The sequence below is a fragment of the Devosia ginsengisoli genome (assembly GCF_024707105.1).
Lineage (GTDB): Bacteria > Pseudomonadota > Alphaproteobacteria > Rhizobiales > Devosiaceae > Devosia > Devosia ginsengisoli_A.
In genome coordinates this window covers 977,934-1,004,285 of the sequence record NZ_JANQAJ010000006.1, presented here as the reverse complement: position 1 = coordinate 1,004,285, position 26,352 = coordinate 977,934, and the positions used below count along the sequence as shown (strand labels likewise).

Below are 26,352 nucleotides of genomic sequence, written 5' to 3'. Positions count from 1 at the left end.
TCGAGGAGAACAGCCATGACCGCACCCCGCCCCACGACCGGCGTTACGCCCTATCTCAATGTCGACGGCGCCCGAAAGGCACTCGACTTCTACAAGACCGCCTTTGCCGCCATCGAGCACGAGGCCATGCAGGCCGAGAACAGCGAAAAAGCTGATCCACAGCACCATCGAGATCAATGGCAGCATGCTCTTCGTCTGCGACTTCTTCCCCGAATATGGCTTCGCGCCGGTCAAGCCGCAGGGCTTCAACCTGCATATCCATGTCGACGATGCCCAGAAATGGTGGGACCGCGCCGTGGCTGCCGGCTGCAAGGTGACCTCGCCGCTCAAGACGGAGTTCTGGGGCGATATCTATGGGCAGTTGGAGGACCCGTTCGGGGTGACCTGGGCCATTGGGCAGAGTGTGAAGCAGGTGGGGTGAGGCGACTGGCTTTTTGCTCGCGGCCCCACCCCACCCTCAATCCCTCCCCATCAAGGGAGGGAGGCGATGGGACTGCCTTCCGTGGCACAAACTACCCCTTGCACCGGCCGGGCTTCCCTCCCCCTTAAGGGGGAGGGAATGAGGGTGGGGGTATCCCACGCGCAATGCTTATGCTGCCATTCATTCCCACGCGCTAAAGTCCCGCCATGCCCACCGACAAGCTCAAATCCTACCGCGAAAAACGCGATTTCCAGCGCACCAGTGAGCCTGCGGGTGCGCCGGGCAGCGCGGGCAATCGCTTTGTCATTCACAAGCATCACGCCACCGCCGACCATTATGACCTGCGGCTGGAACTCGATGGCGTGCTGAAAAGCTGGGCCGTGCCCAAGGGGCCGTCGCTCAACCCGGCCGACAAGCGCTTCGCTGCCGCCACCGAGGATCACCCCATCGACTATATCGACTTCGAGGGCGTCATCCCCGAAGGCGAATATGGCGGCGGGCCGATGATCGTCTGGGACACCGGCACCTGGGCGCCGATGGGCGACCCGCATGAGGATTTGCGCAAAGGCGCCTTCAAGTTTCGCCTGGTGGGTGAAAAGCTGCGCGGCGGGTGGATGCTGGCACGGCTCAAGGGCAAGCCAGAGGACAAAGGCAAGGAGGGCTGGATCCTGTTCAAGGAACGGGACACTTTCATGAGCACCGAGGAGAATATTCTCGAAACGCGCCCGGAAAGCGTCAAGACCGGACGGCGGATCGAGGAACTGGTGGCGCCGCCCCCTGCTCCGATCAGGAAAGCCGCCAAGCCGCAGCCGGGCAAGCTGACCGGTGCCGTGAAGGCGCCCCTGCCCGCGACGATGGAGCTGCAACTGGCCTCACCGGCTGAAAAAGTGCCGCCGGCCGATGCGAAATACCTGCACGAAATCAAGTTCGACGGCTATCGCACGTTGGCCTTTGTCGAAGGCGGCAAGACCCGGCTGATCACGCGGGGCGGGCTGGACTGGACCAAGCGCTATGGAGACCTGCCCAAAGCGTTCGGGGAGCTCAATTGCCGCGAGGCTGTCATCGATGGCGAGATCGTGGTGCTCGACAAGCAGGGGATCAGTCGCTTTTCCATGCTGCAGGATGCGCTGTCGGAAGGGGCCGGCAACAAGCTGGTCTTCTATGCCTTCGACCTGCTGCATCTCGATGGCTGGGACCTGCGCCAGGTGCCGCTGGTCAAGCGCAAGGCGCTGTTGGCGCAATTGCTGTCCGGCCATGTGACGCCGCGTTCGGCCATTCAATATTCCGACCATGTCGAGGGCGACGGGCAGGTGCTGCTTGACCATGCCTCCGAACTGGGGCTGGAAGGCGTGGTTTCCAAGCGCGCCGACAGCAAGCATAGCGCCGGGCGGTCATCGAACTGGCTCAAGATCAAGGCGCTGAAGACCGGCGACTATGTCATTGCGGGCTATAGCGACAGCGCCGCCAATGGCGGCATCGGCGCGCTGGCGGTGGCCGAATGGGTCGAGGGGGAACTGGTCTATCGCGGCAAGGTGGGCACCGGGTTTGACGCCGCCACGATGAAGTCGCTGGTAGCCCGGCTGGCGCCATTGCGCATCGACGAGAAACTGGAAGGCGCGCCCAAGGAGATCCTCCCGGTGCGGCCCATTCTCACCGCCCGCGTGCAATATGCCAACCAGACCAATGACGGCATGCTGCGCCACGCCGTGTTCAGGGGGTTGCGGCAGGCGGAGCTGACGACGCCGGTGAGTGCGCCGGTCAAGCGCATCATTTCCGACGCCGATCTTGCCGGCATCTGGGTAACCAATCCGACGCGGCGGCTGTTCGGCAAGACCGGGCCGACCAAGCTCGATATTGCGGTCTATTATGCCGGTGTGGGCGACTATATGCTGCCGCACCTGTTCAGCCGGCCGGTCTCGCTGTTCCGCTGCCCCACGGGCAAGCCGCATGACTGCTTCTTCCAGCGCCACCCCTTTACCGGCATGCCTGACGGTCTCAAGAGCTTCGAGACACAGAATTCGGAAGGCGAGAAGCAGACCTATATCTCGGTCGAGGACGCCAGGGGCTATCTGGCTTTGGCGCAGTTCGGCGTGGTGGAATTCCACGCATGGGGCACGCATCAGAGCCATATCGACAAGCCCGACCGGGTGATCTTCGATCTCGACCCCGGTGAAGGCGTGCAGTGGCGTGACGTGGTCAATGCCGCCGTGCATCTGCGCGGGGAGCTGGAGGGGATGGGGCTCAAACCCTTCGTCAAGACCTCGGGCGGCAAGGGCGTGCATATCGTCGTGCCGACGACGAAGAAGCTGACCTGGAAACAGACCCATGCCGCCTGCGCCGCCATTGCGGTGGAACTGGCGAAAACCGGGCGCGATACCTTCACCACGACGATGGGCGCCGAGAACCGCAAGAACCGCATCTTCATCGACTATCACCGCAATGCCCGCAGCGCGACGGCGGTGGCGGCCTATTCGCTGCGGGCGCGGCCGCATCTGCCGGCCAGCACCCCGCTGGACTGGCGGGATCTGGAATCCATCGACTCTCCCGAAGACCTGAATTATTCTACTCTTCCGGGTTTATTAACCACGGCGGGCGACCCGTGGGCCGACATTAATGAGTCGGCACAGGATCTGGCGCCATGATCGAAGCGTTGTTGCGGTAGTATTCGCGCGTAGGAGACGACAAATGGCACCCAGAGCCAGTTGGAAGGGCCATATCAGACTGAGCCTGGTGAGCTGCGCGGTGAAGATGTTCCCGGCGACATCGACGTCGGACCGCATCAGCTTCAACCAGCTCCACAAGGACACGCATAACCGCATCAACATGAAGCCGGTCGACCCCGAACTGGGGCTGGTCGAGCGCGCCGACCTGGTGCGCGGCTACGAATACGAAGACAAGCAATATATCATCATCGAGGACGAAGACCTCGAAGCCGTCCGCATCGAATCCAACCACACGCTCAATATCGAAGCCTTTGTCGATGAGAGCGAGGTGGACGTAATCTACCAGGACGCGCCCTATTACCTGGCGCCCGACGGGGCCATGGCCGAGGAAACCTTCGTCGTGCTGCGCGAAGCCCTGCGCAAGAGCGGCAAGGTGGCCATTGCCCGGCTGGTGTTGTCGAGCCGCGAACGCGTCGTCACCATCGGCGCGCGCGACAAGGGCATGTTCGTGACCACATTGCGCAATCCCAACGAGGTGCGCGGCACGGCGGAATATTTCGACAATATCCCGCAGGGCAAGCCCGATGCGGAAATGCTCGACCTGGCGCAGAAGCTGATCGACCAGAAGGTCACCCATTTCGACCCCAAGGCCTATGAAGACCGCTACGAACAGGCGCTGATGTCGATGATCAAGGAAAAGCTCAAGGGCCACAAACCAATCATTGCAGCGGCGCCCGAACGCGGCAATGTTATCAACCTGATGGACGCGCTGAAGGCGAGCCTGGGCGAAGCCAAGCCGGCCGCCAGGAGCAAGGCCAAGGCGCCGGCTGCCGCGCCCAAGGAATCCGCCGCCAAGGCATCGCTCAAGGCCGCATTGGAAGCATCCAAGGCCGCAGCACCAAAGGCGGCCGCAAAAAAGAAAGCCTGACCTAGATGCGAGCAAGCGGGGAGAGCTATGGGGTGATCGGCGCCCTGCAGGCCTTCCCGCTGCGGCTCGCGACACGGCGCGTGCAGGGCCTGGGCGGGCGGCTGCACCGCAACATCACCCGCGGCACCACCGCCGTCGTGCTGGGCCGCACCCTGCTGGCCCGCAAGGACGAGATCGAAATCGAACGCCGCGTCGCCGAGGCGCGCGACAAGCAGGTGCCGCTGCTGAGCGAAAACGGCTTCCTGCGCCTGCTGCGCAGCCTGCCCCCAGTGCCCACGGCCAATATCACCCGCCAGGCCATGCTCGACCAGTCGCGCCTCGATGGCGAGGTGCTGGACCTGCTGGCGCTGTTCGACGCCTTCGAGCACCATGTGGAGCCCTTCTCGTTCCGCGACGTCATCCTGGCGAAGAAATATGCCGGACTGGTCGCATCAGGCGCGAGCTGGAGCGCCATTGCCCGCTCCGTGCACCGGATCGGCCCGGTGGGCTCGCTGACGGCGCTGACCCTGCAGGCCGATGGGCCGGCGCGGATCGTCGCCAGGGACGCCCATTCGCTGGCGGAACTGGACGGCCAGCGCCTGCTGCCGCTGCCGGAAGTGGATGAGGATGCCGAGGATTATTTCGGCCTGGCCGAAACGGCGGAGGCGGCCGAACTCTTCGCCGAGGCGGCCACGCTTTACGAACACTGCTCCAGCATCGACCCGACCGATGCCGTGGCCGCGTTCAATTTCGGCAATTGCCTGCGCAAGCTGGGCAATCTGGGCGAAGCGGCGACGGCCTATATCACCGCCATCAAGCGCGATCCCGATTTCGTCGAGGCCTGGTTCAACCATGGCGGCGTGCTGCGCGACATGGGTCGCGTGGCGGCGGCGCGCGAGCACCTGGCCAGGGCGGTGGCACTGGATCCTGATTATGCCGATGCGGTCTACAATCTCGCTGCGCTGGAATATGACGCGCATGACCTGGCGGCGGCGCGACAATGGTGGCTGCGCTATCTGGAGCTGGACAGTGACTCGGACTGGGCACGACGCGCGCGGGCCGGGGTGGGGCTGGCCAATCGGACGTTGAACAAGGCGGGGTAGTTTTTAGCGGATACCCCCTCCTAGCCTCCCCCTGATAGGGGGAGGAACAGATTGAGCGCGTGGTGCAATGTTGCCCGAGCACTGCGCGGCTCCTCCCCCTATCAGGGGGAGGTTGGGAGGGGGTACTCCGATCTCTCCATCATGATAGGTTGATCCAAATCACCGGACCAAACCCATGCCCACCAGCTTTCTCTTCGACGGCCCCGAAGATGCCCGCGTCACCATCCTGCTCGCGCATGGCGCGGGCGCGCCGATGGATTCGGCGTCGATTAATGCCACCGCCAAGGCGCTTGCGGCCGAAGGTCTGCGCGTGGCCCGGTTCGAATTCTCCTACATGGCCAGCCGTCGCACCGATGCGGGCAAGAAGCCGCCGCCGCGGGCCGACAAGGTGATGCCCGAATTCATCGCCGCGGTGGACGATCTCGGCCCGACCAATGGACCGCTGCTGATCGGCGGCAAATCCATGGGCGGACGCGTGGCCAGCATGGTGGCCGACAGTCTGTTCGAAGCCGGACGCATCACGGGGCTGGTCTGCCTCGGCTATCCCTTCCATCCGCCGGCCAAGCCCGAAACCCTGCGCACGGCGCATCTGGCCGAGCTGAGGACGCCGACCATGATCTTCCACGGCACGCGCGACGAATTCGGCTCGCCCGAGGAAATTGCCGGCTACACCTTGTCCCCCGCCATCACGGTGCAGTTCCTCGAAGACGGCGACCATGACCTGAAGCCGCGCAAGGCGCTGTCCGGCTTCTCCACGGCCGATCATCTCAAGACCATCGCCACCAGCATCGACGCCTGGGCCAAGCGCATCGCGAAGTGAAGATCGCCACCTACAATATCAACGGCATCAACAGGCGCCTGCCCAACCTGATGGCGTGGCTGGCCGATGGCGCGCCTGACGTGGTGTGCCTGCAGGAACTCAAGGCCAGCGACCGGCAGTTCCCGGCTACCGCTTTGGCCGATGCCGGCTATGGCGCGGTATGGCGCGGGGAATCGAGCTGGAACGGCGTGGCCATATTGGCGCGCGGCAGCGAGCCGGTGCTGACGCAGGGCGAGTTGCCGGGCAATCCGGATGACAGGCAGGCGCGCTATATCGAAGCGGCGGTCAATGGTGTGCTGATCGCCTGCCTCTATGCGCCCAATGGCAATCCGCAGCCGGGGCCGAAATTCAGCTACAAGCTGGCCTGGATGCAGCGGTTTCTGGCCCATGCCCAAGGCCTGTGGGATACCGGCCTGCCGGTGGCTTTGGTGGGGGATTACAATATCGTGCCCGAACCGCGCGATATCTATGAGACCAAATCCTATCGCGACAATGCGCTGGTGCAGCCCGAAAGCCGGGCCTTGTTTGCCGCGCTGCTGGCGCAGGGCTGGACCGACGCCATCCGCAAGTCGCATCCGGACGAGACCATCTATACGTTCTGGGACTATATGCGGAACCGCTGGCCCCGCAATGCCGGGCTGCGGCTGGACCATCTGCTGCTGAGCAAAAGCCTGGCGCGCAAGCTGACCGCCGCCGGCGTGGACCGCAATGTTCGCGGTGAGGATGGCGCCAGCGACCATGCGCCGGCCTGGATCCAGTTGCGGGACTGAGGCGGAGACCCACCCGACCAATTAGGGACTTGAACCCGTCGCGAAGCCCATGTTAGCTCAATCATATGAACTATGGGGTGATAAAAGTCATGCAGCACTTTGTCGAGGTCGGCGGCTGCCGGATCTTTGCCGGGATATCCGAGCCGCGCCCCGGCGCGCCATGGCTGGTCTTTTCCAACTCGCTGATGACCGACCATACGATATGGGCGGCGCAGGAAGCCCATTTTGCCGGGCGCTACAATATCCTGACCTATGACCAGCGCGGCCATGGCCGCTCCGACGCGCCGGCCAGCGTGAGCTTCGCCGACTTGTCGGGCGACGTTGGGGCGTTGCTGGACCATTTCGACATCGCCGCCTGCATCTATGTCGGCCTCTCCATGGGCGTGCCGACAGGGCTGAATTTTGCTGCCGGCAATCCCGGTCGCGTTACAGCGATGATCCTGTCCGACGGCCAGATGGCGACCCAGCCCAGCGGGCGGCAGACCTGGCAGGCGCGCATCGACCTGGCCCGGGCCACGGGCATGGCGCAGGTCGCCGACGATACGGTCTCCCGCTGGTTCGACCCGGCCTTTATCGCCAGCGGTGGCGCCGAGTCTCTGCGCAAGGCTGCCGCGCAGATGCGAACCGAGGGCTATTGCGCCTGCGCAACGGCCTTGCAGGACTATGATTTTACCGCAGCCGCAGCAGGATTGAGTGTGCCGGTGCAATTGCTGGCCGGTGCCAATGACGGCGCCATGCCCGCTGTCATGGCCACGATGGCCGAGACGATTCCGGGCGCCAGCCTGTCGGTCATCGAGGGCGCCGGGCACATTCCCAATGTGGAAAAGCCCGAGGTTTTCAACCGCGCCATGGAAGCATTCCTGACCTTTATTACTAAAAGCTAGCTAATTGACTTTTATGTGCCCGAACTCTAGGTTCGGCATCGGTAATCGTGTTGTGGAGGCGTTTTTTGAAGCTGCATTGGTCCCCGCGATCCCCGTTCGTCCGCAAGGTCATGATCGTGCTGCACGAGACGGGTCAGCTTGAAAATGTCGAGCGCGTGCGCACGGTCGTCGCGCTGGCGACGCCGCCCGGTGACGACATCCTCAACGACAATCCCCTGGGCAAGATTCCGGCCCTCGTTCTCGATGACGGCAGTTGCCTGTTCGATTCCCGGGTGATCTGCGAATATCTCGACACGCAGCATAGTGGTCCGCGCCTGCTGCCCGCCGAAGGCGCGGAGAGAATTACCCATCTGCGCTGGCAGGCTTTCGGCGACGGCTTTACCGACATATTGCTGCTGTTCCGCTTCGAATATCTGCGCGACCACCCCGATCCGGCCCTGCTGGAAGGGTTCGAGCGCAAGACAAGAGCCAGCCTCAAGGCGCTGGAAGGCGAAGCGGGCGAACTGACCGCCACCCCGTTCGGCCTGGGCCATATCAGCATTGCCTGCACGCTGGGCCAACTCGACCTGCGCTTTGCGCAGAGCAATTGGCGGCTCGCCGCCCCACGCCTTGCCGACTGGTATGCCGGGGTTTCCCGGCGCCCGTCGCTGGCGGTAACGGCGGCGAAGGACGACGCGCCCCCGGCTGCCAAGGACTCCACTTCCCTTATCAATTTCATGCAGAAATCATAATAATGGCCGGCCCCCTGACTGGAATTCGTGTTCTCGACCTCAGCCGCGTGCTGGCCGGCCCCTGGGCGGGGCAAGTGCTGGCGGATCTCGGTGCGGATGTCATCAAGGTGGAGCGCAAGGGCGTCGGCGACGATACCCGCAGTTGGGGCCCGCCCTATCTCGACGATGCCGAAAACGGCAAGAGCCGGGAATCGGGCTATTACCTGTCGGCCAATCGCGGCAAGCGCTCCATCGAGATCGACTTCAACGACCCCGCCGATATCGCCACCGTCAAGACGCTGGCCGCGCGCTCGGACGTGGTGCTGGAGAATTTCAAGGTCGGCACGCTCGATCGCTACGGGCTGGGCTACAACGATCTGGCGGCGGACAATCCCGGCCTGCTCTATTGCTCGGTGACCGGCTTCGGGCTGACCGGACCGCGCAAGGCGCAGGTGGCCTATGACTTCATGATCCAGGGCATGGGCGGGTTGATGAGCGTAACGGGCGAGAGCGACGAGCGCGGCGGCGGCCCCCAGAAGGTCGGCGTGCCGATCATCGACCTGATGACGGGCATGTATGCCGCTGTCGCGGTGCTGGGCGGGCTGGTCGGCCGCGCCAAGACCGGCAAGGGCGACCATATCGACGTGGCCATGCTCGATGTTTCGGTGGCCATGCTGGCCAACCAGGCGATGAACTATCTGGTGTCGCAGAAGGACCCGGTGCGCCGGGGCAATCGCCACCCCAATATCCAGCCCCAGGATGTGTTTGCCGTGCGGGACGGCCACATCGTTCTCGCCGTGGGTAACGATGAACAGTTCCGCCGCTTTGCCGAGGCCGTCGGCAATCCCGAACTCGCCAGTGATGAACGCTATGCGACCAACGCCGCAAGGGTGCAGAACCTGGACAGCCTGCACCCGCTGGTCAGCGAGATGCTGCTGCAGCGCGACCTCGATGACTGGCTGGCGCGGCTGGAGGAATTCGGCATTCCCTGCGGACCGATCAACGAGGTGAGCCGGGTGTTCAGGGAAGAACAGGTCGTGCATCGTGAGATGCTGAAAACCTTCACGGATACCGCCGGCCGCGATGTGCCGCAGGTGCTCAGCCCGATGAAATTCGCCCATCACAGCCTGGAATTCGAGCGCCTGCCGCCACGCCTGGGCGAGCATACTGCCGAAATCCTCAAGGAGATCGGGGACTGACATGAGCAGGCATGATTACGGCTTCCCCGTTTCCCCCGCTGCCCGCATCGAGCTGCCGCAGCCGGAAGACATGACCGCCGAGCAGCGGGCGGTGCATGACACCGTGGTCAGCGGCCCGCGCGGCCGCATGGTGGGGCCGCTGCGCGCGGTCATCCACAGCCCCGAACTGGCCGACAAATGGCAGCAGCTCGGCGCGCTGATCCGCTATCGCACCGTGCTGCCCGAGGCGCTGAAGGAACTGGCCATCGTGGTCTGCGGCCGCCGCTGGAACAGCGACGTGGAATGGGCGGTCCATAGCCGCATCGCCAAGGCTGCCGGCATTTCCGCTGCCGCGCTCGAGCAGATCGAAAATGCACAGCCAGTGCAATTTTCCGGCCAGCCGGAGCATGAAATCTACGAATTCACCCGCTTCCTGCTGCAGCATGGTCAGGTGCCCGACGACATCTATGCCGCCGTACGGCAGCGCTGGGGCGATCGCGGCGTGGTGGAGCTGACCGGCATTGTCGGCTATTACACCATGGTGGCGATGATGGTGAACACGCATCTGGTCCCGGTGCCCGAGGGCGAAGGGTCGGGCATCCGCCCGCTGGGCGCGGCGCTGACCGAATTGCCCGCCAGCGAGGTTCGCGCATGACTATTCGCGACGAGCATATTTTCGAGGCCACCAAGGATCTCTATTCCTGGGCTTTGCGCCGGGTGCCCGACGACACCAAGGCAGCACTGAGCCGCGCGCGGGAAACCGAGACCAACGAGACAGCGCGCAAGACGCTCAACATGATGCTGCATAGCGCCATGGCGGCCGAAAGCGCCGACCGCTATGTCTGCTCTGATGCCGGTGTGCCGGTTTATGTCGTGCGCATCGGCACCAAGGCCGACTGGAACGCCAATATCAAATCGGCCATCCGCGCCGGTTTCGAGCATCTGGTCGAGACCATCGACCCGCCGCTGCTCAAGCATGTGACAAACCCGCTCACGCTGGAGCGAGGCTATCACGGCAAGGACATGCCGATCATCACCTATGACCTGATCGAGGATGCCGATTACATCGAGATCGTCTGCTCGCCCAAGGCACTGGGTTCGGGCCGCTGGGCGGCGATGGAGCTGTTCACCTTCCCGACGCTCGAAACCATCGAGACCTATATCCTGGATGTCGCCATCAAGGCCGGCTCGCAGCATTGCCCGCCGACCGTCATGGGCGTGGGCATTGGCGGCACCTTCGACTACTGCGCCAAGATGGCCAAGGAAGGCACTTTGCGCGAGATCGGCCAGCCGCATCCCGAGCCGATGGTCGCCGCCATGGAAAAGCGCCTCTATGACGCGGTGAACCAGCTCGGCTACGGCCCGATGGGCACTGGCGGCGACACCACCGTGCTGGGCGTCCACATCAACTATGCCGCCGGGCACGGCTTTACCCCCGTTGCGGTCGAATTCAACTGCTGGATCAACCGCCGGTCGATCGCGCGCATCCATAGCGATGGGCGTATCGAACGGCTGGAGTAGAGTCATGCGCAATATCACCCTGCCCGCCACGCGGGCCGACGTGGCCGACCTCAAGCTGGGCGACATGGTCACGCTATCAGGGCCCATCGTGGTGACGGCGGGCATTCCGACGCATCACCGCATCATCGACTGCATCGAGAGTGGCAAGCCGACTCCGATCGACTTGCAGGAAAGCGCCTTTTTCCATCTCGGCAGCTACAGCCAGGAAACCGAGAACGGCTTCGAAATCCTCTATATGAACCCGACCACCAGCACGCGCTTCAACGACCTGATGCCCAGGATCATCCGGCATTTCGGCTTGCGCTGCATCGGCGGCAAGGGTGGGCTCGATGCCGAATGCGCCAAGGCTTTGGGCGAGGTCGGGGGCGTTTACCTGTCCTTTCTCGGAGGCGGCGCGCCGATCATTTCATCGGCCATAAGGCAGATCAGGCAGGTGGCCTGGGACGACCTGATTTCCCATTACCGGCTGGTCGAGCTGGAGGTCGAGGCGCTGGGTCCCCTGACAGTGGCGATCGATGCGCAGGGCCGCAGCCTCTATCAGGACATTGACGAAACCGCCGCCGCCAAGCGGGCCGGCATTCTCGAACAACTCGCCCGCCAGCGGGCAGCGACACAATAGGCCGGAGACCCATCATGCTGACAATGGCCGAAAAGATCGTGGCGCGCGCTGCGGGACGCGAAACCGTCCTGCCTGGCGAATATGTCACCGTGTCCCCCGCCTATACCGTCTGCCAGGAAATCTCCTGGGGGCCGCGCAAGCGCATCATGCAGCAGGCCGGCTGCAGCACGCTCAAGCGGCCGGAAAAGGTGGTCATGGTCGTCGACCACACCACCTCGGCCAGCATGGGCACGCCCTATTATCAGGCGCATCGGGAAATGCAGGATTTCGCCCGCGAAACCGGCGCCCGTTTCTATGGCCCCGGCTCGGGCCTGCGCCATCTGGTGATGACCGAGAATGGCTTTGCCAAGCCCGGCGACCTGATCTTTTCCGACGAGCCCAATATCGCCACTGTCGGCGTAGTCGGGGCACTGAACATCGCCATGTCGTCCGAAGTCGTGGTGTCCCAACTCACCGATGAGAACTGGATGATGGTGCCCCGCTCGGTGCGCTTCAACCTCCATGGCAAGCTGCCGGCCGGCGTGATGACCCGCGACCTGGTGCAGGTCATCATTCGCGATTTCGCCCAGACCGACCTGCTGAGCCAGGCCTGTATCGAATATGCCGGCCCGGCCATTGCCGGCCTGAGCCTGGACGAGCGCCAGTCGCTGCTGGCCTGCTCCTACCATGCCGGGGCCGACAGCGCCCTGATGCCGGTGGACGAACTGGCTTTGGCCTATGCGCGGGAGCGGGGCGGAGCGGATATCGAAGCCATCGCCAGCGACGTCGGCGCGCATTACGACTACGAGCACGATTATGACCTGTCGGCGATCGAGCCGATGATTTCCCCGCCGCCCGAACTGCACAATGCCGTGCCCGCGAGCAGCCTTGCCGGGCTGAAGATCGACCAGGCGGCTTTGGGCTCCTGCGCCAATTCGCGGCTGGACGACATGCGGGCGGCGGCCGAAATCCTCAAGGGACGCAGCATCGCCCCCCATGTCACCTTTTACATCACGCCTGGCAGCCGCGAGGTCTATGCCAGCGCGGCGCGCGAAGGCCTGCTGGAGATCTTCATGCAGGCCGGCGCCACCGTGCTGGCGCCCGGATGCACCACCTGCTGGGGCTATGAGGGCTTCCTCAATCCCGGCGAAGTGCAGCTTTCCACGCACCAGATGAACTATCACGGCCGCAATGGCAGCCGCGAGGCACGCTCGTACCTGTCCAGCCCCTATGTGGTGGCGGCAGCGGCAGTGGCCGGCCAGGTCGTCGACCCGCGGACCCTGCTGGCAAGCTAGCGGAGCTTGATGTCGAAACGCACCAGGTGGCCCTGATAGGTGCCCTTGGCGATCAGCACCGCAATGCCGTCGGCATCCACCACGCGCCGATAGACATTGGCCACCGGGGCGTTCAACTGCATATCCAGCGCCGCCGCCGTCTCGACATCGGCAGAACCCACGATCAGGGTCTGCTGGGCATCCTGGATGGCCAGACCCGGAATATCGTGCACCAACCGCAACGCCGTCTTGGACGCAATGTCCTCGGCGGTCAGGAACTTGCGCAGCCGCTCGTCGATATAGACCTCGGTCAAGAGGAACGCCGTGTCGTTGCGCCAGTGCCGCCGCCTCAGGCGGCGATAGAGCGGCGCCAGTTCCCCGATCAGATAGGGCACGTCGGACAGCACGATATCGGCTTCGTCATCCAGCACTTCGATGCGCGCATCGGCCGTGGGCTGCAGCAGGCCCGACCAGTCCGTGCCCACCGAGCACCACAGTTCCGGCTGCGAATTACCGCGCACGAACGTACCCTTGGCACGGAAGCGCTCGATCAGCCCGTCGCGCCCCAACTGATCCAGCGCCTGCCGGATCGTGGCGCGCGCCACGCCATATTCGCTCGCCAGATCTTCGACCGTGGGAATCTGCTGATCGACCTTCCACTGCCCCGAATTGATCTTTTCGCGAAACAATGAAGCCAGCTGGAGATAACGGGAAACGCTGCTTCGATTTAGGTCAATGCCGGCCATATTGGTCTCACTGTTCCAGATACCCGCCAGTGCGGTGGCATATATTCATCGTCCGACAAAGATCGGAGCGCGTTTTTCGACCACTGCGCGTGCCGCCTCTCTGGCGTCCTCGGTCGTCATTAAACGAGTACTATAAGTCTGCTCAAGCGCATATCCATCATCCACCGCCATGAACTCGGCGGCATTCATGGACTCCTTGCCCAGCCGCAGTCCCAGCGGCGCCTTTTCGGCAATGATCGCGGCCATCTCCTCGGCCGCACCCAGCAGTGCATCTCCCGCATGAATGGCGTTGACGAAACCGAAGCGATACGCCTCGTCGGCCGAGATCGGCTTGCCGGTGAATACCATCTGGCGCAGGATTCCCTGCGGCAGGTGCCGGCCCATATGGGCCGTGCCGCCGCAGCGCCCGACATTGACCTCGGGCAGGCCGAAAGTGGCATTGGGCGCGGCCAGCCGGATATCGCAGACCGAGGCCAGCACGCATCCAGCGCCCAGAGCCGGGCCGTTGACGGCAGCGATAACCGGAACCTTGGCGTGACGAACCGCCGCGAAAGTGCGCCGCACGATCTGCGCGCGATGGGGGTCTTCCTCGACCGTCGCGGTGATGAATTCCTTGAGGTCCAGCCCGGCGCAGAAGGCCCGCGATCCGGTGGCGGTCAGGATGATGCAACTGACGGCGCTGTCACCGGAGAGTTCGTCGAACAGATCGGCAATCTCCTCGTAGAGCGCCAGCGTCAGGGCATTGGCGGGCGGGCGATCGATCTTGACCGTTGCAACCTTGCCTGCTCGTTCCACCACCAGGGACATTCGAAACTCCAGTTCAACTACCAAAAGGTCATAAAACCAGTTAAAGAGATTTAACGTGGTTGACAAGCGACCGCATCTGGAGCTTTTTCACATAAAGCTCATTGACCTGCATTTTTGGCTGAACGAGGAAACGATGTCCAGTATCCCGGCTCCTGGCACCGTCGAGACCGAAATCCTGACGACCAGCCCGGTCGCTGTGATCACCATCGATTTCCCGCCGCTGAATGTGGGCTCCCATGCCATGCGGTCGGCTCTGCTGGCGGCGCTGGACGCCCTGGCGGACCGCACCGACCTTGCCGGAATCGTGCTGGTCGGCGGCGGCGCCAACTTCGTCGCCGGATCGGATATCCGCGAATTCGATGCCCCACCACTAGCTCCGCATCTGCCCGAAATCATCGAGCGGCTGGAAAGCCTGCCCATGCCGGTTATTGCCGCCATCAGGGGTGCGGCTTTGGGCGGGGGGTGCGAGCTGGCGCTGGGTTGCGACTGGCGAGTGGCATCCGCCGATGCGGTTCTGGGCCTGCCCGAAGTTACGCTTGGCCTGATCCCCGGCGCCGGCGGCACGGTCAGGCTCCCGCGCCTCGTCGGGGCGGAGCTGGCGCTGAACATGGTGGCGACGGGACAGCGCCTCACCGCGGCGCGGGCGCTCGAAGCCGGGCTCGTGGACCAGATAGCGGATGGCGATCTCATCGCCACCTGTCTTGCCTGGCTCGAGACGCATAAGCAAAAGCGCCGTTGCCTCGACTTGCCGGCTCCCCCTCATGACCAGCAAGCTCTGGCCGCAACTGGTGCTGCACTTGCCGCCAAGGCCCGCGGCGCCGACGCCGTGCCTGTGGCGATCGAAGCCCTGCAGCGCGGGCTGACCCTGCCCCCGGCCGATGCGCTGGCACTGGAGCGCGCCTATTCCCTGCGCCTGCGCCTCTCGCCGCAATCGAGGGCCCTGCGCTACCTGTTCCAGGCCGAACGGCGGGCCGGCCGGCTGCCGGCCCGTGTCACGGGCCGTCCCATCCGCCAGGTCGGCGTGATCGGCGCGGGGCGGATGGGCAGCGACATCGCCTATGCTCTGGCGCGCGGTGGGCTTTCGGTGCTGCTGGTCGAGGCCAATGCCGATGTGCTGGCCCAGGCCATGGGGCGCATCACCCAATCGGGTGAACGACTGGTCAAGCGCGGCGAATTGCCGGTAGTGACCGACCTGCTCGACCGCATCCGTCCCGTTACGCTGGAGCAATTGGGCGGTTGCGACCTGGTGGTGGAAGCCATTCCCGAGGATATGGCGGCCAAGTCCGCGCTATTCGCGCAGTTGCAGACCATCGTGGGACCGGACGCGATCCTGGCCACCAACACCTCCTACCTCGATATCGACGCCATGGCCGAGGCCGTGACAAGCAAGGACCGCGTGGTCGGCCTGCATTTCTTCAACCCCGCATCGGTGCTGAAACTCGTCGAAGTCGTGCAGGCTGCGCAGACCGGACAGGATGTGCTGGCCAGCGTGCTCCAGCTCGCCCGCCGCATCGGCAAACTGCCGATCCTGACCCGGGTCGGCGAGGGCTTCGTCGGCAACCGGATTTTCGCCGCCTATCGCCGCCAATGCGAATATCTGCTCGAAGAAGGTTGCCTGCCTGAAGAGATCGACCGCGCCATGCGCGAATTCGGCATGGCCATGGGGCCGTTCGAAGTGTTCGACCTGGCCGGTCTCGATATCGCCTGGGCCATGCGCAAACGTCTTGCCGCCACCCGCAATGCCGAGGAGCGTTACGTCACCATTCCCGACACACTGTGCGAACTGGGCCGCTTCGGCAGGAAGATGGACAAGGGGTGGTACGATTATGAGGCGGGCAAGCCGGTTCCCAGCCCGGAGGTCACGCGCCTGATCGAAGACGCGTCCGGCGCCGCGGGCATTGCCCGGCAGGCCTTTACTGCCGACAGGATCGTTTCGCTGCTGCTCGCCGCCATGGTCAACGAGGCAGGATGGGTGGTGGCCGAAGGGGTTTCCGCCCAGCCCGAAGATATCGACGTGGCCTTCTGCAACGGCTTCGGCTTCCCCCGGCATCTGGGCGGGCCGCTCTATTGGGCCACGCTGCAATCCCCGGAAATCCTGCATGCCGAGCTCGCGCAGATACGCGCCATGAGTGGTCGGCCGACCGCGCCGGGCCTCGACGCCATGCTGCGGCGGATCGCCGATCAGGATCGTCGATCCGCTTGAAAAGTCATTTAACTGGTTTATAGTGCCTTCATGCCGGCGCAAACAAACGGCAACGTTCCTAAGGGAGGAAAATTCGTGAAAAAGCTTTTGAGCATTGGGCTCGCAACGCTGCTCGCTTCGGCGGGCGTAACGGCGGTCCAGGCGCAGGATTATCCGACGCGTCCGATCGCCCTGATCAACCCCTATGCCGCCGGTGGCTCCGCCGATCTCATCGCGCGCACGATCGCCGAATATATGGGCCGTACGCTCGGCCAGCCCGTGGTGGTGGAAAACCGCACTGGCGCTGCAACCGCCATCGCCGCCGCCTATGTCGCCCATGCCGCGCCCGACGGCTATACGATCCTGCTGGCCGGATCGCCCACCCATGTCATCACCCCCGCCCTGAACCCGGCAGCCGGCTATAATGGGATCGACGATTTCGCCTTTGTTTCGGCCGTCGCCAGCGTTCCCAACGTGCTGGTGGTTTCCAAGGAATCGGGCATTACCTCGATCGACGAACTGGCCGAGAAGGCGCTTTCGGCGCCCGACACCGTCTCCTACGCCTCGGTCGGCAGCGGCAGCCTGCCCCACCTCACCGCGCTCATGTTCTCGCAGCGTATCGGCGCCCAGATGCTGCATATCCCCTATGCCGGCGTGGCGCCGGCCACGGTCGATATCCTGGCCGGCAATGTCGATACCGGCTTCCTCAATGCGCCGCCGCTGGTCGCCCATATCCAGAGCGGGGACATGATCCCGCTGGCCGTGGCCGCCACCAAGCGGGCCAGCCTGCTGCCCGACGTGCAGACCATGGGCGAACTGGGCTATGGCGACTATGAAATGGGCACCTGGTACGGCGTCTCGGCGCCCGCCGGCACGCCCGCCGACGTGATCGCCAAGCTGGACGCCGCGATTGCCGAAGCCCTGGACAATCCCGAAGTGCAGGAGCGCCTGCAGCAGTCGGGCGTCGATATCTTCTACAAGTCCACGCCCGAATTCATTGACTTCATCAAGTCCGACGCCGAAACCGTTCTCGGCCTGATCGAGACCTCCGGCGTCGAAGGCGCACAATAACTGGATCAGGGGGAGCGCCAGCGGCGCTCCCCACGCTTGGGGAGACGGCAAATGATACAAGGGCGCGCCTGGACCTTTGGCGACAACATCAGCGCCGATGACGGCATTATCCAATATTCCCAGGTTCCCGACCTGGGCAGCTTCGATATTCCCGCCCTCAAGGCGATGTGCTTCCTGACGCTGAAGCCCGAATTCCCCAGCCAGGTGCGCGACGGCGATATCATCGTCGCCGGCAAGAATTTCGGCCACCACAGCCACCCCCATGCCTGCGTGGCGATGAAAGAATCCGGGATCAAGGCCGTGCTGGTCGAAAGCACCGACTCCGCCTTTGTCCGCAAGGCCCTCAATGTCGGGCTACCCATTATTTCCTGCCGCGGCATCAGTGCCATGGTGACCCATCACCAAACCGTCGCGGTCGATATTGCCGAGGGTTTCGTTCGTAATGTCGATACCGGCGCCAGCCTGCAGTTCAGGCCGTTTGCCCCGCAGATGATTGAAGTCTGGCAGGCTGGCGGGCTTGCCCCTGCCCTCAAGGCCCGCCTCGTTTCGGAGAACACCAATTGAGCACGCAATCTCGCCGAACCCTCAACCCGTGGGAGCTGGGCGCCGCTGCCATCTTTTTCGTACTTGGCGCTTTCATGGCCTTCGAGGGCTATGGCTATGGCGTCGGCACCATTACCCGCATCGGCCCCGGCTTCTTTCCGGTCAGCATCGGCGTCCTGCTGATGCTGCTCGCCGTCGCCGTCGGTTTTGAAGCCCGCTACAGCCTCGCCAAGAAGCCCGATATCCCCCGCCGCATCAGCGGGGTGATCGTCGCGGGCCTCGTGGCTTTCGCCGCACTGGTGACCACGGCGGGGCTGATCCCGGCCACTTTCGCGCTGGTCTTCATCAGCCGCTTCGCCGAACCCGGAACCAATATCCGGAACTCGCTCATCCTGGCCGCCGGCGTCGCATTCTTCGCCTGGCTGGTTTTCATTCTCGGCTTCAACCTGCCGCTCAAGCCCTTCTGGTGGTGACAAATGGATCTGTTCACGAATATCGCGCTGGGTTTTGAGCGGGCGCTGTCGCTCGACGCCTTGCTGTTCTGCTTCTTCGGCGTCACCATCGGCACCTTCGTCGGCGTCCTGCCCGGCGTGGGCGCCATGGCAGCCGTCGCGCTGTGCCTGCCCATCACTTTCTACATGGATCCGACCGTCGCCCTGATCATGCTCGCGGGCATTTTCTACGGCGCGCAATATGGCAGCTCGACCGCTTCCATCCTGCTCAACGTGCCGGGCACCGTCACCTCCGCTGTGACGTGCCTCGACGGTTATCCGATGGCCCAGCAGGGCAAGGCCGGCGTCGCCCTGTTCATGGTGACGATCACCTCGTTCATCGGCGGCTCGATCGCCATCGTGCTGATGATGCTGTTCACGCCGGCCGTCGCGGCCTTCGCGCTGAAATTCTCCTCCGCCGAATATTTCATGATCATGGCACTTGGCCTGATCACGGCAGCCACCATCGCGCCCGGCTCGCCGCTCAAGAGCCTGATCATGGTCGTGGTCGGCCTGGCGCTGGGGACGGTCGGGACCGACAGCGCCTCGGGCGCCATGCGCTTCACCTTCGGCATTCTCGAACTCAGCGACGGGGTGAGCCTGGTCGCCATCGCCATGGGCCTGTTCGGCGTCGCCGAAATCATCTCCAGCATTGGCCGCGATTCCGGCACGCCGATCGACGCCAAGCACGTCACCTTCAAATCCATGCTGCCGAGCAAGGCGGAGCTGAAGGCTTCCGTCATGCCGACCTTGCGCGGCACCGGCATCGGCGCCCTGATCGGCGCCCTGCCCGGCGCCGGCGCAACCGTCGCCACCTTCATGGCCTATGCCGCTGAAAAGAAGGTCGCCAAGGACCCGTCCCGCTTCGGCAAGGGCGCGATAGAGGGCGTCGTGGCTCCCGAGGCCGCCAACAATTCGGCCGTGCAGGCCGCCTTTATGCCCACGCTCAGCCTGGGCATTCCGGGTGACGCCCTGATGGCCTTCCTGCTGGGCGCCATGATGATCCATGGCATCGTGCCGGGGCCGCGCTTCCTCGTCGACCAGCCGGTCATGTTCTGGGGCCTGGTGGCCAGTTTCTGGATCGGCAATGTCTTCCTGCTGATCCTCAACATCCCGCTGATCGGCGTCTGGGTGCGCATCCTGACCATCCCCTACAAGGTGCTCTATCCCACCATGCTGTTCTTCATCTGCATCGGTGTCTTCGCCATCAACTTCCAGGTGTTCGACGTCATCGCCGTGCTGTTCTTCGGCTTTATGGGCTTCATCATGATCAAGTTCGGCTATCCGCCGGCACCGATCCTGCTCGGCTTCGTGCTAGGCCCGATGATGGAAGAGCATTTCGGCCGTGCTTTGCTGATGTCGCGCGGATCCTTCTCCATCTTCTGGGAACGCCCCATCAGCGCCGTCCTGCTGGTCATCACCCTGGTGATGCTCATCCTCTCGGCCAAGAGCGTCATCCAGCATGTGCGTTCGGGCACCCGCAAGGTCGAGGAGGCCAGCCTTGAGCTCTAGCCGGGAACTCCTCGTCGTCGCGCCCATTCCGCCCGAACTCGAGCGCCGGCTCGCGGCCGATTTCACGCTGCTGCAGCGCAAACCCGAGCCGGCCGAACGCCTGCCGCACACCATCCTGGTCACGACAAGCATGGCCGGCGCCAGCGCCGAAATGATGGACGCGCTGCCCGATCTGCGGCTGATCGCCTGCAACGGCACCGGGCTGGATCTGATCGACCTGGTGGCCGCCGAGGCACGCGGCATCACGGTGCAGAACACCCCTGACGTGGTAACCGAGGATACGGCTGATTTTGCCATCGGCCTGATCTATGCCGCGCTGCGGCGCATCCCCGAGGCCGACCGCTTCGTGCGCGCCGGGCGCTGGCGCAGCGAGCGCATGACGCCCGCCAGGCGCGTGTTCTCCCGTCGCCTCGGCATTGTCGGGCTGGGCAAGATCGGCAAGGCCGTGGCGCGCCGCGCAGCCGGGCTGGGCATGAGCGTCGCCTATACCGCGCGTTCCCCCAAGCCGGACCTGCCCTATGATTTCCACCCCAGCGCCGAGGCGCTGGCGAGGGAGGTGGATATTCTCGTGCTCTGCTGTTCCGGCGGGCCGGAAACGGCCGGGCTGGTAAACGGCGCGGTGCTCGACGCGTTGGGGCCGCGGGGCTTTCTCATCAATGTGTCGCGCGGCTCGGTCGTGGACGAGGCGGCGCTGCTCGATGCCCTCACCGCCGGTCGCCTTGCCGGCGCCGGGCTCGATGTCTTCAGCAACGAACCTGGTATCGACGAGCGCTTCTTCGCCCTGGAGAACGTGGTTCTCCAGCCCCATTATGCAACTGTCACCGCGGAAGCACGCGAAGCGATGGCCGATATCCTGCACGGCGCGATCTCGCATCAATTCGCTGCCCTGCCCTGACACGATCGGATTCGGTGTTCATATGTTTTATCGGCCGGAAGATGGTCATGGCCTGCCCCATGATCCATTCACCTCACTCGTCTCGCCGCGCCCCATCGGCTGGATTTCGACCATTGATGCAGAAGGCGGCGTCAACCTGGCGCCCTACAGCTTCTTCAACGCCATATGCGGCAAGCCGCCCATGGTCGGCTTTTCCAGCGAGGGCCTGAAGCACACCGCTGCGAACATCGTGCAAACGGGAGAATTCGTGGTCAACATGGCCTCGGGCGCGCTGGCCCAGGCGATGAACCTGACCTCGGCCCGCGTGCCGTTCGGCGTGGACGAATTCGAACTGGCCGGGCTGGAAAAGGCCCCCAGCCAGACCGTACGCCCACCTCGCGTCGCGCGGGCGCCGGCGGCCCTGGAATGCAGGCTGGTCAGCATCACCCCTGTCGTCACACTGGATGGCACGCAAACCGGCAACAGCCACATTATCGGACAGGTGACGGGCATCCACATAGCCCCGGACTGCCTGAAGGATGGCCTGTTCGACGTGATCACCGCCGGCCCGATCGCCCGGCTGGGCTATCGCGACTATACCCAGGTGGTCAGCACCTTCTCGATGATCCGCCCGCAGGATGACCTGCCGCATCCGTGACGGATGGGGCTATGCCGGGTCCTGCAGCCATTCAAGCTCGGCGAGGGCATCTGATATGACCGAGGCGAAGCAGGTTTGCATCAGCAACTGCGTCTCGGTGCCGGACAGCACTTCGGGAAAAGACAGGTAGAATTTCGTCCTGGCGTCGATGCCCTCGACGGGACGCCAGACCATGTTGCTGTTGGTCTGGCAGATGATCGAGGCCATCAGCGCATTGTTGAACGACAGCGCATTGAGGACTTCGGTCATGCGGATGGAAAAATTGGCAAACGGCGATTGCAGCGCCGTGCGGCAGTTCAGCCTGTGGCGGCGGAACAGGTCGCGATAATACTGAAAATAGGGATCGCGGCGCGATGGCCAGATGACATCGTGACCATTGATCTGGCTCAACTGGATCCGTTCGAACTGCGCCAGGGGATGGTCGGCGCGCATGATGCAGACCTGCGGCACTTCGCATTGCAGCAGGTTGACGATATTGGCGTGCTCCAGCGGCCGCGTATGAAACGCGAAATCGACATGGCCCTCGGCCACGGCATTGGTCATCCCATCGACGGCGTTCGAACTCACCGCGAAGCTGCCGGTGGGGTGATGCCTGTGCAATTCGCCCAGCAGCAGGGGCAGTATCTCGGTCAGGAAGGACATCGTCGCCGAAATGCGGATCTGCGACAGCAGCTTGTCGTTCCGCGGCTTGAGATGCATCTCGATGCGATCGATCAGGGCCAGCAGGTCGCGCGCATCGTCATGCAGCGCTTCGGCGCGCTGGGTCGGGAAGATCGCGCCGTTGCGCCGGACGAACAGGGCGACCCCGACCGATTTTTCCAGATTGCTGATGAGCTGGCTCACCGCCGGTTGCGACATGTTGAGCTGGCGGGCGGCGGCGGAGATCGAGCCGGTCATGATGACGGCCGAGAAGGCCTCGATATATTTGAGCCGGCGGATATTGCGCGGTGGAGCCTGGGTCATCACCTGCCCTGCGCCGGCGAGGCCGGCCATATTGCGGTCCTCCGTGCTCACGGGGCAAACCGAGGCGATCTGCCGCCTGAAGTCACGAAGGTTCGGCGCTGCGCAGAACGCGCGGCATGGCAGCGAGCAATTGGCCCGTATAGGGCTCGCCGGGTTCGGTCAAGACCTGTTCGGCCGATCCGCGCTCGACGATCTGCCCGGCCTTCATGACGATCAGGCGGTCGCACATCTGCCGGACCACGGCCAGATCGTGGCTGACAAAGACCAGCGTCAGCCCCAGGCTCTCCTGCAACTCCTTGAGCAGGTTGAGCACTTCGGCCTGGACCGTGACATCCAGCGCCGATGTCGGCTCGTCGCAGAAGATCAGTTCGGGACGATAGGCCAGCGCCCGGGCAATGCCGATGCGTTGCCTTTCACCGCCGGAAAAGGCATGCGGCATCTTGCGCGAGGCGGCGCGCGGCAGGCCGACCACTTCGAGCAGGTCCTCGGCCAGCACCCTGGCACTCCTACGATCCACCAGACCCTGGGCGACGATGCCATAGATGATGTTGGTGCCCGCATCCATGCGCGGGTTCAGCGAGGAATAGGGGTCCTGGAAAATGCATTGCAGCCGCTGCGACAGGCCTTTGCGGTCGCCGGACGCGATGGCGCGGCCGGCAAGAGATATGGTCGCGCCGGCATCGGGCTCGACCAGCCCCAGGATTGCCCGCCCGATGGTGGACTTGCCCGAGCCGGATTCCCCGACAATCCCGAAGGTCTCGCCAGCGATGACCTCGAAGCTCACCTGGTCCAGCGCCCTGAAGCCCTCGCCACGTTTCTCGCCCTTGAAGGTCTTGGAGAGATCGCGGACGGAGAGCAGGATCGTTTGCCCCACATCGGAGGCAATGCCGGATTTGAGATAGTCGATGCCGCGGCGACGACCGGGGGTTTCCTCGAAGGCGTCGAGCACGTCGAAGCGCGGGCGCTTTTCATCGACGCTGGGAATCGCCGCCATCAGGTCCCGCGTATAGCGCTCGCGCGGTGCGCCGATGATCCGGGCCGTCGCGCCATGCTCCACCAGCCTGCCGCGCGACAGCACATAGACCTCGTCGCACATCTGGGACACCACGCCCATGTCATGGGTGATGAGGATGATGGCGATCTGTTCCTGCAATGCCAGACGCTTCAGCGTACCCAGCACCGCCTGCTGCACGGTGACATCGAGCGCCGTCGTCGGCTCATCGGCAATGATGAGGTCGGGTTGGGCCGCAATGGCGATGGCAAAGACGATGCGCTGGCACAGGCCGCCCGAGAGCTGGTGCGGATATTTCGATAGCCGCTCTTCCGGATGGCTGACTTCGGCGCTGGTCAGCAGGGCGATGGCATGGTCGCGCGCGGCCTGGCCGCGCCGGTGGGTATTGGCCTCGATCGCTTCGATAAGCTGCTCGCCGACGGACAATACCGGGTTCAGGGCAGTCATGGGATTCTGGTAGATATAGCCCACGCGCTTGCCGCGAATGGCGCCGAACTGCCGCTCGGAAAACCGGGCGATGTTCTCGGAGCCGAGCAGGATTTCGCCATCAGAGATGCGGGCATTCTCGCCGAGCAGGCCCAGGATGGCCTTGCCGATCGTCGATTTTCCGGCGCCGCTCTGGCCGACAATGCCGACGATCTGTCCGCGCTGGAGCGTCAGCGAGAAATCCTTGATCGCCTCAAGCTCGCGGCCGTCGGCCAGGCCATAGGCAATCGAGAGATCGGTGATGGTGAGAAGTGCCATGCTCACCCCTTTGCCTGGAGATAGGGGTTGGCATGATCGCGCAGCCGGTCGGCGACGACATTGATGGAAAGCACCATCAGCACGAGCACCAGGCCGGGCACAACGCTGATCCACCAGCGGCCGGACAGCAGATAGTCATTACCGTTCGAGATCAGCAGGCCCAGCGAGGGTTCGGTGATGGGAACGCCGACGCCGAGGAAGGACAGGGTCGCCTCGGCGACGATGGCGCCCGATATGGCCATGGGCAGGATGACCAGCACGGGCGAGATGGCATTGGGCAGGAGGAAATGAAACATGATGCGCAGGTCGCTGATCCCGCCGATACGGGCCGCGGCGATATAATCCTTCTTCATTTCGGAAAGACCCACCGCACGCACCAGACGGGCGTTCTGCGCCCAGATGCCGATGGCCAGGGCAAAGATGACCTTGTCGACCCCCGAACCGAACACGGCCAGCAGCATCAGCGCCAGCAATACGCCGGGAAAGCTGACCGTGAGATCGACGGCGCGCATGATGATGGCGTCCACCCAGCCGCCGCGCATGGTCGCGACCAGGCCGAGCACCACGCCGACGACCATGCCGATGCTGACGGAGAGGATAGCGACCAGCAGCGAGGTGCGCATGCCATACATCACGGCCGAAAGAATATCGCGGCCCACCGCATCGGTACCCAGCAGGCTGACGCTGCCATCCATCATCTCCCCCATGGGTGGCAGCAGGCCGTTCATGATGTCGAGTTCGTTCTGGTTGAACGGATTCTGCGGCGCCAGCACGGGTGCCAGGAGAGCAATGAGAGCGCAGATGACGACGCCGACCAGGCCGGCCGCGGCCGCCGGATAGCCTCGGAAGATGGCCCGGAACGGCTCGAGGCGGCGCAGGCCGGGTTCGGACATGCTCGCGCTCATGAGTAACGGATCCGCGGATCGAGAATGGCGTAGATGATGTCGGCAACCAGGTTGATGAGCACGAACATCAGGGTGATGAGGATCATGTAGGCGACGACCACCGGCCGGTCGGAGCGATAGATGGCATCGAGCAGCAGTTTGCCGATGCCCGGCCAGGAAAAGACCGTCTCGGTCACTGTCGAGAAGGCAATGAGCGTGCCCAGTTCGAGCGCGGTGATGGTGACGATGGGTATGAGGATGTTGCGCAGCAGATGCCGCCCGATGAGGCGCGGCGGGGCGATGCCCTTGGCCCGGGCGAACATCATGTAGTCCTGATACATGACCTCCTGGGTGCCCGAACGGGCCAGCCGGGTCTGCATGCAGATGAGGGCCACGCCCAGGTTGGCCGCCGGCAGCAGCATGTAGCGCAACCCTTCCGGATTGAGCAGGGAGAGCTGCATGCCGAGGAATTCGGTAGTCGGCCCACGCCCGGTGGCGGGCAGCACCCGCAGCCAGACCGCAAAGATCAGGATGAACAGCAGGGCCTGCCAGAAATTGGGGATGGAATAACCGATCGTGGTGACCATGCTGATCAGCTTGGTCGCCGGCTTCTTGCGGTTGAGGCCGGAATAGATGCCCATCGGAATGCCGAAGGCCAGGCCCAGCACCATGGCCAGGAACACCACTTCCAGCGTCGCCGGCAGCCGCTCGAAGATCAGGTCGAGCACCGGGCGCCCATAGACGAAGGACGTGCCGAAATCGCCGCGAAGGATATTGCCGAGAAAGGTGAGATATTGCACCGGCAGCGGGCGATCGAGGCCGAGGGCAGCGGCCAGCGCCTGGCGGTCGGCCTGCGTCGCGTCCTCGCCGGCCATGACCGCGACCGGGTCGCTGATGACATACATGCCGGCAAAGACCAGCACCGACATGATCAGCAGCAGGATGGCACTCTGGCCCGGCCGGCGCAGCACGAAACTCATCATGGATTGGTCAGTCCAGTCATCGGCGCAGTTGCT

26 protein-coding genes are annotated in these 26,352 nt (G+C 64.0%); 20 read left to right on the top strand and 6 right to left on the bottom strand.

Features of this window, described 5'->3' with window-relative positions; genetic code table 11:
* Positions 1–184: 184 nt before the first annotated feature.
* The 13 genes from NVV79_RS08775 to NVV79_RS08715 all read left to right on the top strand — a co-directional run bounded on the left by NVV79_RS08775 (position 185) and on the right by NVV79_RS08715 (position 12,870).
* On the top strand, positions 185–421 hold the full coding sequence (locus NVV79_RS08775) for a VOC family protein (protein ID WP_303988123.1): 237 nt from the start codon (positions 185–187) through the stop codon (positions 419–421).
* A gap of 206 nt (positions 422–627) precedes the next feature.
* Positions 628–3,063: a DNA ligase D gene (gene ligD, locus NVV79_RS08770; RefSeq protein ID WP_303988122.1), complete on the top strand. Its 2,436-nt coding sequence runs from the start codon at positions 628–630 to the stop codon at positions 3,061–3,063.
* Positions 3,064–3,106: 43 nt separating this feature from the next.
* Complete coding sequence (locus tag NVV79_RS08765; RefSeq protein WP_303988121.1) at positions 3,107–4,012, top strand: Ku protein; 906 nt, start codon at positions 3,107–3,109, stop codon at positions 4,010–4,012.
* Between the two features lie 5 nt (positions 4,013–4,017).
* Positions 4,018–5,094, top strand: a complete 1,077-nt coding sequence (locus NVV79_RS08760) for a tetratricopeptide repeat protein (RefSeq protein WP_303988120.1) — start codon at positions 4,018–4,020, stop codon at positions 5,092–5,094.
* Between the two features lie 175 nt (positions 5,095–5,269).
* Positions 5,270–5,914, top strand: coding sequence for an alpha/beta family hydrolase (locus tag NVV79_RS08755; protein ID WP_303988119.1), 645 nt, complete (start codon positions 5,270–5,272; stop codon positions 5,912–5,914).
* Entirely contained in the window at positions 5,911–6,684 is a 774-nt protein-coding gene (locus NVV79_RS08750; RefSeq protein WP_303988118.1) for an exodeoxyribonuclease III, read from the top strand. Before NVV79_RS08755 ends, NVV79_RS08750 begins: the two co-directional genes overlap by 4 nt.
* 89 nt (positions 6,685–6,773) lie before the next feature.
* On the top strand, positions 6,774–7,568 hold the full coding sequence (locus NVV79_RS08745) for an alpha/beta fold hydrolase (protein WP_303988117.1): 795 nt from the start codon (positions 6,774–6,776) through the stop codon (positions 7,566–7,568).
* A gap of 65 nt (positions 7,569–7,633) precedes the next feature.
* A complete protein-coding gene (locus NVV79_RS08740; RefSeq protein ID WP_303988116.1) occupies positions 7,634–8,299 on the top strand; it encodes a glutathione S-transferase family protein in 666 nt (221 codons plus the stop codon).
* Positions 8,300–8,301: 2 nt separating this feature from the next.
* The gene (locus NVV79_RS08735) at positions 8,302–9,477 is read left to right on the top strand and encodes a CaiB/BaiF CoA-transferase family protein (protein WP_303988115.1); all 1,176 of its coding nucleotides are present in this window, start codon (positions 8,302–8,304) and stop codon (positions 9,475–9,477) included.
* A gap of 1 nt (position 9,478) precedes the next feature.
* Positions 9,479–10,111 carry a carboxymuconolactone decarboxylase family protein gene (locus tag NVV79_RS08730; RefSeq protein ID WP_303988114.1) on the top strand — a complete coding sequence of 211 codons (633 nt, stop codon included), beginning with the start codon at positions 9,479–9,481 and terminating at the stop codon, positions 10,109–10,111.
* Positions 10,108–10,977 (top strand): fumarate hydratase, encoded by an 870-nt coding sequence (locus NVV79_RS08725; protein ID WP_303988113.1) that lies wholly within the window; start codon positions 10,108–10,110, stop codon positions 10,975–10,977. Before NVV79_RS08730 ends, NVV79_RS08725 begins: the two co-directional genes overlap by 4 nt.
* A 4-nt stretch (positions 10,978–10,981) precedes the next feature.
* Positions 10,982–11,596, top strand: coding sequence for a fumarate hydratase C-terminal domain-containing protein (locus NVV79_RS08720; protein WP_303988112.1), 615 nt, complete (start codon positions 10,982–10,984; stop codon positions 11,594–11,596).
* A 14-nt stretch (positions 11,597–11,610) separates the two neighbouring features.
* Complete coding sequence (locus NVV79_RS08715; protein ID WP_303988111.1) at positions 11,611–12,870, top strand: aconitase family protein; 1,260 nt, start codon at positions 11,611–11,613, stop codon at positions 12,868–12,870.
* On the opposite strand, the gene NVV79_RS08710 is transcribed toward NVV79_RS08715, so the two are convergent.
* Entirely contained in the window at positions 12,867–13,595 is a 729-nt protein-coding gene (locus NVV79_RS08710) for a GntR family transcriptional regulator (RefSeq protein ID WP_146290686.1), read from the bottom strand. The two genes, NVV79_RS08715 and NVV79_RS08710, sit on opposite strands and share 4 nt — an antisense overlap.
* A 45-nt stretch (positions 13,596–13,640) precedes the next feature.
* Positions 13,641–14,402 (bottom strand): enoyl-CoA hydratase-related protein, encoded by a 762-nt coding sequence (locus tag NVV79_RS08705; RefSeq protein ID WP_303988110.1) that lies wholly within the window; start codon positions 14,400–14,402, stop codon positions 13,641–13,643.
* A 133-nt stretch (positions 14,403–14,535) separates the two neighbouring features.
* On the opposite strand from NVV79_RS08705, the gene NVV79_RS08700 reads away from it, so the two are divergent.
* The 7 genes from NVV79_RS08700 to NVV79_RS08670 all read left to right on the top strand — a co-directional run bounded on the left by NVV79_RS08700 (position 14,536) and on the right by NVV79_RS08670 (position 21,733).
* Positions 14,536–16,605, top strand: a complete 2,070-nt coding sequence (locus tag NVV79_RS08700) for a 3-hydroxyacyl-CoA dehydrogenase NAD-binding domain-containing protein (RefSeq protein ID WP_303988109.1) — start codon at positions 14,536–14,538, stop codon at positions 16,603–16,605.
* 75 nt (positions 16,606–16,680) lie between these two features.
* A complete protein-coding gene (locus tag NVV79_RS08695) occupies positions 16,681–17,655 on the top strand; it encodes a tripartite tricarboxylate transporter substrate binding protein (RefSeq protein WP_303988108.1) in 975 nt (324 codons plus the stop codon).
* A gap of 51 nt (positions 17,656–17,706) precedes the next feature.
* Positions 17,707–18,219: a hypothetical protein gene (locus NVV79_RS08690; RefSeq protein ID WP_303988107.1), complete on the top strand. Its 513-nt coding sequence runs from the start codon at positions 17,707–17,709 to the stop codon at positions 18,217–18,219.
* Positions 18,216–18,671, top strand: a complete 456-nt coding sequence (locus tag NVV79_RS08685; RefSeq protein ID WP_303988106.1) for a tripartite tricarboxylate transporter TctB family protein — start codon at positions 18,216–18,218, stop codon at positions 18,669–18,671. Before NVV79_RS08690 ends, NVV79_RS08685 begins: the two co-directional genes overlap by 4 nt.
* Before the next feature lie 3 nt (positions 18,672–18,674).
* Positions 18,675–20,201, top strand: coding sequence for a tripartite tricarboxylate transporter permease (locus NVV79_RS08680; protein WP_303988105.1), 1,527 nt, complete (start codon positions 18,675–18,677; stop codon positions 20,199–20,201).
* Positions 20,191–21,096, top strand: coding sequence for a 2-hydroxyacid dehydrogenase (locus NVV79_RS08675; protein ID WP_303988104.1), 906 nt, complete (start codon positions 20,191–20,193; stop codon positions 21,094–21,096). Before NVV79_RS08680 ends, NVV79_RS08675 begins: the two co-directional genes overlap by 11 nt.
* Positions 21,097–21,118: 22 nt before the next feature.
* Positions 21,119–21,733 (top strand): flavin reductase family protein, encoded by a 615-nt coding sequence (locus NVV79_RS08670; RefSeq protein WP_303988103.1) that lies wholly within the window; start codon positions 21,119–21,121, stop codon positions 21,731–21,733.
* 9 nt (positions 21,734–21,742) lie between these two features.
* Here NVV79_RS08670 and NVV79_RS08665 read toward each other — a convergent pair whose 3' ends face one another.
* Genes NVV79_RS08665 through NVV79_RS08650 form a run of 4 tightly spaced genes read right to left on the bottom strand, consistent with a single transcriptional unit; the run spans position 21,743 to position 26,319 of the window.
* Positions 21,743–22,747 carry a LysR family transcriptional regulator gene (locus NVV79_RS08665; protein WP_303988102.1) on the bottom strand — a complete coding sequence of 335 codons (1,005 nt, stop codon included), beginning with the start codon at positions 22,745–22,747 and terminating at the stop codon, positions 21,743–21,745.
* Between the two features lie 31 nt (positions 22,748–22,778).
* The gene (locus NVV79_RS08660) at positions 22,779–24,452 is read right to left on the bottom strand and encodes an ABC transporter ATP-binding protein (protein WP_303988101.1); all 1,674 of its coding nucleotides are present in this window, start codon (positions 24,450–24,452) and stop codon (positions 22,779–22,781) included.
* A 2-nt stretch (positions 24,453–24,454) separates the two neighbouring features.
* Complete coding sequence (locus NVV79_RS08655; protein ID WP_303988100.1) at positions 24,455–25,345, bottom strand: ABC transporter permease; 891 nt, start codon at positions 25,343–25,345, stop codon at positions 24,455–24,457.
* An 8-nt stretch (positions 25,346–25,353) separates the two neighbouring features.
* On the bottom strand, positions 25,354–26,319 hold the full coding sequence (locus NVV79_RS08650) for an ABC transporter permease (protein ID WP_303988099.1): 966 nt from the start codon (positions 26,317–26,319) through the stop codon (positions 25,354–25,356).
* Between the last annotated feature and the right edge of the window lie 33 nt (positions 26,320–26,352).